Genomic DNA, 9,285 nt, shown 5'->3' with positions numbered 1-9,285 from the left:
CTCGCGTGAGGCTCTACCCGGCCTATCCGAGCAACCCTCGCAAGGCGCATCGAGGACGGGCCGCCCCGCCTCCGCAAGGACATACAGTCTTCGTCGCTGCGCTCCTCGCAATGACGGGATTGGGAGTTACAGAAGAAGGTCTTCCAATCCTTGGCAGGTCTCCCGTAGGGGGCCGTGAGGGCTCCCGACCTCTGAACGTTTTCGAACCGTGTCGATATCGCTCCCGCCCGGACTCTGTCCGAAGCGGGACGATTGACACTGGAAAGAGGTTCAGATGATCCGGATTCAAGCTCCCCTTCTCGTCGTCGCCACCCATGACGCCAGGCTGGCGCTCGGCGCCCGTCTCCGGGACGCCGGGCTCGCGGCCTACCGCGAGATCGCGCTGGCGGCCAAGGGTCTGGAGATCGCCCACCTCCAGTTCGTTTTTCAGGGCCTGACGCTTGCCGTGTGCTCGCGTGTCCGTCGTGACGGGATGGTCGAGATCGAGATCGGCATGGGCGACCCGCGCCTGCAGAAGTCCGTCTTCACCGCGGCGCAATTGCGCGAGGCCGAGGCCGCGTCGCGGTCGCGGCTGGCGGCGCCGCGCCGCAGCCCGCGCGGGGTTGAGGATCCGGGGCGCGTCCCCCCCGCCTTACTCCTGAATTCGGGACCGGGCCGTCAGCCCTTGGCTTCCCGCTTCTTCCGCTTGGCCAGCGTCCGCAGCCGCAGCGCGTTGAGCTTGATGAAGCCGGACGCGTCGTTGTGGTCGTAGGCGACCGCCCCTTCCTCGAAGGTGACGAGGTCCTGGTCGTAGAGCGAGTGGGGGCTGTCGCGGCCGACGACATAGGCGCCGCCCTTATAGAGCTTCAGCCGCACCCGGCCGGTCACCAGGTCCTGGCTCTTGTCGATCAGCCCCTGGAGCAGTTCGCGCTCCGGGGCGAACCAGAAGCCGTTGTAGATCAGCTCGGCGTATTTCGGCATCAGCTCGTCCTTGAGATGCGCCGCGCCGCGGTCGAGCGTGATCGATTCGATGGCGCGGTGGGCGACGAGCAGGATCGCGCCGCCGGGCGTCTCGTACATGCCGCGCGACTTCATGCCGACGAAGCGGTTCTCGACCAGATCGAGCCGGCCGATGCCGTTGTCGCGGCCGTAGGCGTTGAGCGCGGCGAGCAGCGTCGCCGGGCTCATGGCCTCGCCGTTGATGCTGACCGGATCGCCCTTCTCGAAGCCGATCTCGATCACGGTCGCCTTGTCGGGCGCGGATTCCGGGTCGATGGTGCGGGAATAGACGTAACCGGGCGTCTCCTCGGCCGGATCCTCCAGCACCTTGCCCTCGGACGAGGTGTGCAGCAGGTTGGCGTCCGTCGAGAACGGCGCCTCGCCGCGCTTGTCCTTGGGGACGGGGATCTGGTGCTTTTCGGCGTATTCGATCAGCGCGGTGCGCGAGGCGAAATCCCACTCGCGCCAGGGCGCGATGATCTTGATGTCGGGTTCGAGCGCATAGGCCGAGAGCTCGAAACGCACCTGGTCGTTGCCCTTGCCGGTCGACCCGTGGGCGATGGCGTCGGCGCCGACCTGGCGGGCGATCTCGACCAGGCGCTTGGCGATCAGCGGTCGGGCGATCGAGGTGCCGAGCAGATACAGGCCCTCGTACTGGGCGTTGGCGCGGAACATCGGAAACACGAAGTCGCGCACAAATTCCTCGCGCAGGTCCTCGATGAAGATGTGCGCCGGCTTGATGCCGAGCATCTCGGCCTTCGCCCGCGCGGGCTCGAGCTCCTCGCCCTGGCCGAGGTCGGCGGTGAACGTCACCACCTCCGCGCCGTAGGTTTCAGCGAGCCACTTGAGGATGATCGAGGTGTCGAGCCCCCCCGAATAGGCGAGGACGACGCGCTTGATCTTGGGCTTGGCCATCGGGGTCGAGGTTCCGTCGACGAGAGAATCGGGCGGAGTTATAGTCCTGCGCGCAGCAGGCGCAACCGGCAGTCGGCGCGCCGTGGCCGCCGCGACGGAAGGGGTCGCTCATGACCAAGACGCGTAAGTCCGTTCCCGCGCTCGCGACGGAAGCCGAGGAGCGCGCGCACTGGGAGCGTGAGGAGTCGACGGCCGACCTCGACTGGAGCATAGCCGAGTCCGTTCGCCTCCCCAATCTCCGGCCGAGCACGACGGCGATCTGGCTCACGCCTTCCGGTGAGCCCATAAGCGGGACGCGCCCTATCCGTCGCTGATCAAGGTCTGGCTCGCGGAGAAGGTCGGCTAGGTCCCTTCGGCCTTCCGCGCCGCGAGCGCCGCCCCCACCAGCTCGGCCGCCGTCCCGCCGCCGCGGGGCGCTGCGGGCTCGGGCCCGGCCGGGTTGCGTCCGCGCGGCCAGATCAGCATGCGCGCGAGTTCGATCACGATCAGGGTGACGAGGCCGCCGAGCAGCACGTCGCTGAGGTAATGTCCGCCGAACGCCAGGCGCAAGAGGCTCGTCGCGACCCCGAAGACGAAGGCGGCGACGATAGCGGGGCCTCGCGCCGGCGGCGGCAGCGCCATGGCCGGGGCGACCATCCAGAAGCCGGTCGAGGCCTCGCCCGAGACGAACGAGCAGTTCTTCCGGCACGCGCCATCCGATTCGTACCAGGGCTTGAACTCGGCCGTCCCGTTGAAGTCCTGGGTGTTGACCGGCCGCGGCCGGTGCCAGTGGTCCTTGAGGCTCAGGTTGACGACGAGGCCCGGCCCGATCGCGATCGTTGCGAGGAGAAAGATCATCGCCCGCCCGGTCGGCGCCCAGCCCCGCCAGCGGCCGAGGCGCTTCATCAGCCACAGCGCGGCGTAAAGCAGGAGGACCACGGCCCACGCATCCCCCAGAATCTTGCGCGCCAGCTGCTCGGGCGCGGCCCGGCCGAGGAAGCCGCCGTGGTCGTAGAAGACATGCGAAACGGCGAGGTCGAGATCGGGCCGGAGCGCGAACACGACGAGCGTCAGCGCCGCGAGCCCGACATAGACGAAAAAGGGCTTCATGGTTCTGCCGGGATGGCGTCGAGGAACGCCGTCGTTGCGAGCCGGAGGCGAAGCAATCCGGGGGCCGCGGGGCGACTGTCGCGGCCCCTGGATCGCCGCGTCGCTTCGCTCCTCGCGATGACGGCGCTGGAGCAGGCGCCCATCTTTGCAGTTACGGGCCTCATCGTGGTCAGAGCACGCGAAACGTCTTGCCGGTCTCGAGGCCTTCGACGCTGCGGCTGAAGGCGCGGGCGGCGCGGGCGACCGGGACCGGATCGAAGCCGCGGAAGAACGGGCCGTAATCGGCCATCGATTCCTCGAACACGGTCGGGCTCACCGCGTTGATGCGCAGGCCGAGCGGCATCTCGACCGCCGCCGCCATGACGAAGGCTTCGATCGCCGCGTTGACCATGCTGGCCGAGGAGCCGGCGGCGATCGGCGTCTGCGCCAGCACGCCGGCGATCAGGGTGATCGAGCCGCCGGCGCGCAGACGGTCGCGCGCCGCGAGCGCCAGATTGACCTGACCCATCAGCTTGTCGGCGAGGCCGAGGCCATAGGAGGACTGCGCGATGCGCGCCGGCCGGATCGCCGCCAGCGGCGCGAAATTCACCGCCCCGGCGCAGCAGACGACCGCGTCGAGGGCGCCCGCCGCCGCGAGCCCCGATTCGATGCTGGCGGGATCGGCGATGTCGATTCGGATGTCGCCGGACTTCGATCCCGCCGTCACGATGTCGTGGCGGGGCGACAGTTCCGCCGCGACGGCGCGGCCGAGCACGCCGGAGGCGCCGACGAGGAGGATGCGGAGGCGTTCGGCCATGGAGCTTTCCGGTCGAGGCGGGGAATATTCGTTCCTATCGCCTCGCGCGGCGTCGCGCTAGGCTTCAGGCCCCGTTGCCAGTGCGCGCCGCGGGTCTATAGTCGGCGTGACGCCGCGAGGCGGAGGGCCGAATGACACGTCTCGAAGACAAGCTCGCGCGGATTCGCGCGGGCCAGGACAAGCGCACCGATTTCATCATCGCCGACGCCAAGGACCCCGACATGGGGCCGGGCCTGCATGCGGTCGGGACGGCGCGCCTGCCGGACGGCGCGACGCCGCGTCTGAGGACCCGCGAGGAATTCCTCGGCTCGATCGAGGAGGTGCTCGCCCAGGACGTGGTCGACATCATGCTGACCTCCGTCAGCAATCTCGAGAGGCTGGTCCAGCGCAACGCCTTCGCCGGCTCGCGGGTCAAGCCGGCGATCCGCGCCAACGACACGACCGACGTCTGGCGCCATCGCGGCGCGACCTACCATCATGAACCGTCCCGCCCGTTCCGCACCGCCTCGATCGCCCGCGTCAAGGCGCTCACCGACCTCGGTCTCTATTCGATCACCTTCACCAACCACCTCGACGCCGACGTCGCCTCGCTCGAGGCGTTCCGCGCCTTCCGCGAGGATGCGGCGGCGCACGGCTTTTCCTACTTCCTCGAAGTGTTCAACCCCAATGTCGACGCCCGCCTCGAGCTGGAATCAGTCCCGGCTTTCGTCAACGACGCGATCGTGCGCTGCCTGGCGGGCCTGACCGAGGTCGAGCGGCCGCGCTTCCTCAAGATCGCCTACAACGGCCCGAAGGCGCTCGACGAGCTCGTCAGCTACGATCCGAGCCTCGTCGTCGGCGTGCTCGGCGGCGGGGCCGGGACCACCCGCGACTGCTTCGAGCTCATTCATCAGGCGCAGAAATACGGCGCCAAGGTCGCCCTGTTCGGGCGCAAGATCAACCTCGCCGAATCGCCGCTCGACATCGTGCGGCTGATGCGGGCGGTCAGCGACGGCGCGCTGACGCCGAACGAGGCGGTCGAGGACTACCACGACGCGCTCCTGCGCAAGGGGCTGAAGCCGTCGCGCGACTACGCCAGCGACAGCGAGATCACCGAAGCCGTCCTCAGGCACGGCTGATTCCGAGATGAGCGCGCGCGCGGGGGTGCTGTCGGCCGGGTCGTTCTGCGTCGATTTCAACAAGTCGATCGCGCGCTGGCCCGAGCAGGACACGGTCACCGAGGTGTTGCGGATCGACCGCCAGGGCGGCGGCTCCGGCTACAACATGGCCGTCGACCTCAAGCGGCTCGATCCCGCCTTCCCGGTCGAGGCGATGGGCGTGGTCGGCGACGACGATCTCGGCCGCTTCCTGATCGGCGAGTGCCGCGGCTTGGGGATCGCCTGCGACCGACTGCAGGCGCTTCCCGGGGGCGCGACGATGAGCGTCGACGCGATCAACGTGCGCGACACCGGCCGGCGCACGCATTTCTTTCACCCGGGCGTCGCCGCCGCGATGAACCCGGACCATTTCGACTTTTCGACTTCGAAGGCGCGTTTTCTCCATCTCGGCCTGCCGGGCGCCCATGCGGCGATGGACGTGGCGTGGGGCGACGAGGCCAACGGCTGGGTCGCCGTGCTGCGCAAGGCCCGCGCGGCGGGGCTCGCGACCAACCTCGAACTGATGACCACCTCGGCCGAACGGCTCGCCGAGCTCGGCCGCCCGTGCCTGGCCCATCTCGACTTTCTCATCGTCAACGATTTCGAGATCGGCGCGCTCGCCGGGATCGCCACCCGCCGGGACGACGGGTCGACCGACGTCGCGGCGGTCGGCCGCGCCATCGCGCGCGCGCTCGAACTCGGCGCCATGCGCTGGGTCGTGGCGCATTTTCCCGAGGGCGCCGCGCTCGGCGGACGGGATGGCGAGCGGGTCGCGCTCGGTTCGGTCGCCATGCCCGCGACCGCCATCGCCGGGGTGAACGGCGCGGGCGACGCATTCGCGGCCGGCATGATCCACGGGCTGCACCAAGGCTGGCCGGTCGTCGAGTGCCTGCGCCTCGCGCACGGCGTCGCCGCGGCGTCGATGCGCGCCGTCTCGACGACGGAGGGCGTGGCGCCGGTCGCCGAATGCCTCGCGTTGGTCGACCGCTGGGGGCTTCGGCCGGCGCCGGCGTGAAGGCCGAGCCGTGGCGGCGCGGGAGCGCGTCCGTCCCGGGCGCCCGGCTGCGAGACGCCGCCGCTCTTGCTCGCCACGGCCATGACACGACCAACTCGGGGCAAGGGCATGACACGCGATCTCGACGAAACCTTCGGCTACCAGACGGTCTCGCAGGACGAGCGGCGGGCGAGAATCCGGCGGGTGTTCGCCGCGGTCGCCGAACGCTACGACGTGATGAACGACCTGATGTCGTTTTCGCTGCACCGCTGGTGGAAGCGCGTCTTTGTCGCTTCCGTCCTGCGCGCGAAGCCGGCGGTCGTGGTCGATCTCGCCGGCGGCACGGGCGACGTCGCGGTCGCGCTCGCTGGCGCGGGCAAGCGCGCGATCGTGTGCGACCCGAGCGTCGAGATGATGGCGGTCGGCCGGCGGCGCGGCGCGAATGTCGAATGGGTCGCGGGCGAAGCCGAGGCGCTGCCGTTCGCCGACGCCTCGGTCGATTGCGTGACGATCGCGTTTGGCATCCGCAACGTCACCAGCCTCGAGCGGGCGCTGGGCGAGATCGCCCGGGTGCTGAAGCCCGGCGGCTCGTTCCACTGCCTCGAGTTCTCGCGGCCCCGGGCCTGGGCGCGGCCGTTCTACGACGTCTTTTCCTTTTACGTGATCCCGAGATTGGGGGCGGCGGTGGCGCGGGCCCCCGAGGCCTACCGCTATCTGGTCGAATCGATTCGAAAATTTCCCGATCAGCGGCGTTTCGCCGAGACGATCTCGGCCGCGGGGTTTTCCGACGTCGGCTGGCGCGACCTGACCTTCGGCGTCGTCGCCGTGCACTCGGGACGCAAGCCGGCAGCGTAGCCGTCACGCGCAGGCCCTCATCCGCCGAGAGGGCGGACCCCTTCCCTGGCTTTGCCGGGGAAGATGGCGCGCAGCGCCGGATGGGGGCGGCCCGCCGGCCTCGATGCCGTTCGGGTTGGGCGGCCGGCGCAAGCAGGATTGCATGATCGTCGCCGCGAACCCGAACGGGAAGAGACCTGCTTTCCACACCCCATCCGGCCCTGCGGGCCACCTTCCCCGCTGACGCGGAGAAGGAGTGTGGTCCGGGCCCCTCACGCGAACAGGCCGACCGCCAGCAGCAGCGCATAGACCGACTGGACCTGCGCGGTCAGCGCCAGCACGGCGTTGAGGCCGCGGCCGGGCGGCTCGCGCCACAGTCTCGCGATCACGATCAGCGCGAAGGGCAGGGCGGTGAGCGCCGGCCAGACCCGTTGTCCCGGCAGGGCGAGCGCGATCGGCCAGAGCAGCAGGAACGGGGTCAGTATCAGCGCCGCATAGAGCCAGCGCGCCCGCTCCGCCCCGATCAGGATCGCCAGCGTGCGCCGCCCGGCGCGCGTGTCTTCCACCCGGTCGCGGTGATTGTTGACCAGAAGGACCGCGGCCGCGAACAGGCCGAGCGCCGCGCCGGCGAGCAGCGACGCCGCGCCGACGGTCTGCGCGGCGAGCCACGACGTGCCCGTGACCGCGAAGATTCCGAAGAACAGCAGCACGAAGACTTCGCCGTACGGCGTGTAGGCGATCGGGGCCGGGCCGCCGGAATAGCCCCAACCGCACACCAGCGACGCGAGCCCGAGGGCGAGAATCGGCCAGCCGCCGACCAGCACGAGATAGAGGCCGGCGAGCGCCGCCGCGCCGAAGCAGGCGAAAGCCGCCGCCGCCACGCGCTCGCCGTCGATCAGCCCGAGCGCGGTGACGCGCGGCGGTCCGACCCGGGCCGCGCCGTCGGCGCCGCGCCGCGAATCGGCCGCGTCGTTGTAGAGATTGGCGCCGATCTGGATCAGCGCCGAGGCGAGCGCCGCCACCAGCACCGGGACCCAGTGGACGGGGTTCGGCCCGGTCGCGGCGATCGCCGCCCCGACCAGGACCGGACTGAGCGACAGCGGTAGCGTGCGCGTCCGCGCAGCCAGAACCCACACCGCGATCCGCGACGGCTTCGCGGCTTGCCCGGCGACGCGCTGCGGGGCCTGGGTCGTCATCGTCCGGATCCTTCGAAGCTTTTCAACCGGCGGTCGAACGCGGCCATGACCGCCCGCTCGCCGCGCTCGAACCATACCCGTGCAACGATGTCGAGCGCGAGCGATCGGAACTCGATCTTCGTCTCGCACTCCAGAACGCACCCTGCCTCGTCCGGCGTCACCAGCCAATGCGTGGAGTAGGCGCGACACGGGCCGTCGTTCGAGACGATGGTCAGCTCGCTCGGCGGGCGGACCTCGGCGAGGCTCACGAACCGGGTGTTCAGCGGGCCCACTCCGAAGGTGTTTTCCACCTCCCATCGCGGCCCGTCGCGCCGCAGGATCCGCGCGCCGACGCCGGGCATGAATTCGCAATAGCGTTCGACGTCGGCCACGACCGAAAACACCGTCGCCGGGTCGGCGATCGGCGTGCGCAGCGACCATTTGCTGTATATCGGCGTTCTGGCCAAAGCAGATCTCCACTGTGGTTCATTGGGGCGCGCCGGCGGAGGAAGCCGGCATCGTGCGCATTCGCTCATGGCGCGCGCATCGACGCCGCGGCGTCGATGAGGTTGTCCGGATGCACCCGCACGAAGCCGTTGCCCGGTCCCTCGACATCGGCGATCAGGAGCACCGCCAGCGACGCCGCGATCGGCAGGATGGCGTGAGTCGCCGAGGACAGCTTTTCGGCGCCGAAGCCGATGAGGAAGTTGCAGCCGGCGGCGACGGCGATCAAGAGCAGCCACACCTCGACCGGAAGCCGGTTCCGCCACGCCGCCACCGTATAGCCGTAGGCGTTGAGGACGTCGTTCATGCCGGACGCCGCCAGCGCCGCCAGCGGCGTCGGGCGGGCGGCGACGTCGGGCCCGATCGCCGCCCAGAGCGCCGCCGCCGTCTTCGCCGTCTCCTGGGCGTTCTGGGCCATCGCGTCGGTGTCGAGGACGACGTAATAGGCGATCCGCTGGCCGGCGTAGGTTCGCAGCAGGGCCCGCGTCTTCGCCGCCGTCTCGGGCGGCAGGAAGTCGAGCCGGAGATATTCCGTGCCGATGGCGTTGGCCTCGGCTTCCTCGAGGGTCTTGCGCAGATCGTAGCGATTGACCGCCATCGAAATGGCGAAGCCGATGATCAGGCCGAGCAGCGTGAACATCGCATTGCGGACGAGGTCGAATTCCGCCCGCTCGGCCGACGTCAGCCGGTGGCCGTGAATCCGGGCGAAAACGCCCACTGTCGTACAGCCGACGAACAGCGCCAGCATCGTGACGAAAAAGAGGGGCGGACGATCGACGAGCCACTGCATGTCACGCAAATTCTCCGCCCGGCGCCATGGAAAAAGCGTCTGGCCCTTGCCACCGGGCGGCTCAGTAGAGCAAA

The 9,285-nt window shown here is 69.7% G+C and carries 11 protein-coding genes; 5 read left to right on the top strand and 6 right to left on the bottom strand.

Annotation, left to right across the window (positions count from 1 at the left end; translation table 11 throughout):
- Nucleotides 1–274 precede the first annotated feature (274 nt).
- The gene (locus DFR50_RS31330) at nt 275–751 is read left to right on the top strand and encodes a hypothetical protein (RefSeq protein WP_147262722.1); all 477 of its coding nucleotides are present in this window, start codon (nt 275–277) and stop codon (nt 749–751) included.
- On the opposite strand, the gene DFR50_RS10310 is transcribed toward DFR50_RS31330, so the two are convergent.
- Entirely contained in the window at nt 658–1,893 is a 1,236-nt protein-coding gene (locus tag DFR50_RS10310; protein WP_113889114.1) for an argininosuccinate synthase, read from the bottom strand. The genes DFR50_RS31330 and DFR50_RS10310 overlap by 94 nt on opposite strands.
- Nucleotides 1,894–2,003: 110 nt before the next feature.
- Between DFR50_RS10310 and DFR50_RS10305 the strand changes: the two genes are divergently transcribed.
- Nucleotides 2,004–2,207 (top strand): CopG family antitoxin, encoded by a 204-nt coding sequence (locus tag DFR50_RS10305; RefSeq protein ID WP_342634554.1) that lies wholly within the window; start codon nt 2,004–2,006, stop codon nt 2,205–2,207.
- 28 nt (nt 2,208–2,235) lie between these two features.
- Here the strand turns inward: DFR50_RS10305 and DFR50_RS10300 are convergent, their stop codons facing one another.
- Entirely contained in the window at nt 2,236–2,982 is a 747-nt protein-coding gene (locus tag DFR50_RS10300; protein ID WP_113889113.1) for a phosphatase PAP2 family protein, read from the bottom strand.
- Between the two features lie 169 nt (nt 2,983–3,151).
- A complete protein-coding gene (locus tag DFR50_RS10295; protein WP_113889112.1) occupies nt 3,152–3,778 on the bottom strand; it encodes a short chain dehydrogenase in 627 nt (208 codons plus the stop codon).
- A gap of 131 nt (nt 3,779–3,909) precedes the next feature.
- On the opposite strand from DFR50_RS10295, the gene DFR50_RS10290 reads away from it, so the two are divergent.
- From DFR50_RS10290 to DFR50_RS10280, 3 genes are all read left to right on the top strand, one after another.
- Nucleotides 3,910–4,896 carry a hypothetical protein gene (locus DFR50_RS10290; RefSeq protein WP_113889111.1) on the top strand — a complete coding sequence of 329 codons (987 nt, stop codon included), beginning with the start codon at nt 3,910–3,912 and terminating at the stop codon, nt 4,894–4,896.
- Between the two features lie 7 nt (nt 4,897–4,903).
- Nucleotides 4,904–5,929 (top strand): carbohydrate kinase family protein, encoded by a 1,026-nt coding sequence (locus tag DFR50_RS10285; protein WP_113889110.1) that lies wholly within the window; start codon nt 4,904–4,906, stop codon nt 5,927–5,929.
- 108 nt (nt 5,930–6,037) lie between these two features.
- On the top strand, nt 6,038–6,763 hold the full coding sequence (locus DFR50_RS10280; protein WP_113889109.1) for a class I SAM-dependent methyltransferase: 726 nt from the start codon (nt 6,038–6,040) through the stop codon (nt 6,761–6,763).
- 251 nt (nt 6,764–7,014) lie between these two features.
- Here the strand turns inward: DFR50_RS10280 and DFR50_RS10275 are convergent, their stop codons facing one another.
- The 3 genes from DFR50_RS10275 to DFR50_RS10265 form a co-directional block, all read right to left on the bottom strand.
- The gene (locus DFR50_RS10275; RefSeq protein ID WP_113889108.1) at nt 7,015–7,938 is read right to left on the bottom strand and encodes a 1,4-dihydroxy-2-naphthoate polyprenyltransferase; all 924 of its coding nucleotides are present in this window, start codon (nt 7,936–7,938) and stop codon (nt 7,015–7,017) included.
- Nucleotides 7,935–8,384, bottom strand: coding sequence for an SRPBCC family protein (locus DFR50_RS10270; protein WP_170153149.1), 450 nt, complete (start codon nt 8,382–8,384; stop codon nt 7,935–7,937). The genes DFR50_RS10275 and DFR50_RS10270 overlap by 4 nt, the downstream gene beginning before the upstream one ends.
- Nucleotides 8,385–8,449: 65 nt before the next feature.
- Nucleotides 8,450–9,211 (bottom strand): bestrophin-like domain, encoded by a 762-nt coding sequence (locus DFR50_RS10265; protein WP_113889106.1) that lies wholly within the window; start codon nt 9,209–9,211, stop codon nt 8,450–8,452.
- Nucleotides 9,212–9,285 lie beyond the last annotated feature (74 nt).

It is taken from the genome of Roseiarcus fermentans, assembly GCF_003315135.1.
Classification (GTDB): domain Bacteria; phylum Pseudomonadota; class Alphaproteobacteria; order Rhizobiales; family Beijerinckiaceae; genus Roseiarcus; species Roseiarcus fermentans.
The sequence above is the reverse complement of the archived record's forward strand: the minus strand, read 5'-3'. Positions and strand labels throughout refer to the sequence as shown.

What these genes read in the sequence shown, in the direction of transcription:
- DFR50_RS31330 (WP_147262722.1), top strand. Translation starts at nt 275, where the DNA reads ATGATCCGGATTCAAGCTCCCCTTCTCGTCGTCGCCACCCATGACGCC.
- DFR50_RS10310 (WP_113889114.1), bottom strand. Translation starts at nt 1,893, where the DNA reads ATGGCCAAGCCCAAGATCAAGCGCGTCGTCCTCGCCTATTCGGGGGGG.
- DFR50_RS10305 (WP_342634554.1), top strand. Translation starts at nt 2,004, where the DNA reads ATGACCAAGACGCGTAAGTCCGTTCCCGCGCTCGCGACGGAAGCCGAG.
- DFR50_RS10300 (WP_113889113.1), bottom strand. Translation starts at nt 2,982, where the DNA reads ATGAAGCCCTTTTTCGTCTATGTCGGGCTCGCGGCGCTGACGCTCGTC.
- DFR50_RS10295 (WP_113889112.1), bottom strand. Translation starts at nt 3,778, where the DNA reads ATGGCCGAACGCCTCCGCATCCTCCTCGTCGGCGCCTCCGGCGTGCTC.
- DFR50_RS10290 (WP_113889111.1), top strand. Translation starts at nt 3,910, where the DNA reads ATGACACGTCTCGAAGACAAGCTCGCGCGGATTCGCGCGGGCCAGGAC.
- DFR50_RS10285 (WP_113889110.1), top strand. Translation starts at nt 4,904, where the DNA reads ATGAGCGCGCGCGCGGGGGTGCTGTCGGCCGGGTCGTTCTGCGTCGAT.
- DFR50_RS10280 (WP_113889109.1), top strand. Translation starts at nt 6,038, where the DNA reads ATGACACGCGATCTCGACGAAACCTTCGGCTACCAGACGGTCTCGCAG.
- DFR50_RS10275 (WP_113889108.1), bottom strand. Translation starts at nt 7,938, where the DNA reads ATGACGACCCAGGCCCCGCAGCGCGTCGCCGGGCAAGCCGCGAAGCCG.
- DFR50_RS10265 (WP_113889106.1), bottom strand. Translation starts at nt 9,211, where the DNA reads ATGCAGTGGCTCGTCGATCGTCCGCCCCTCTTTTTCGTCACGATGCTG.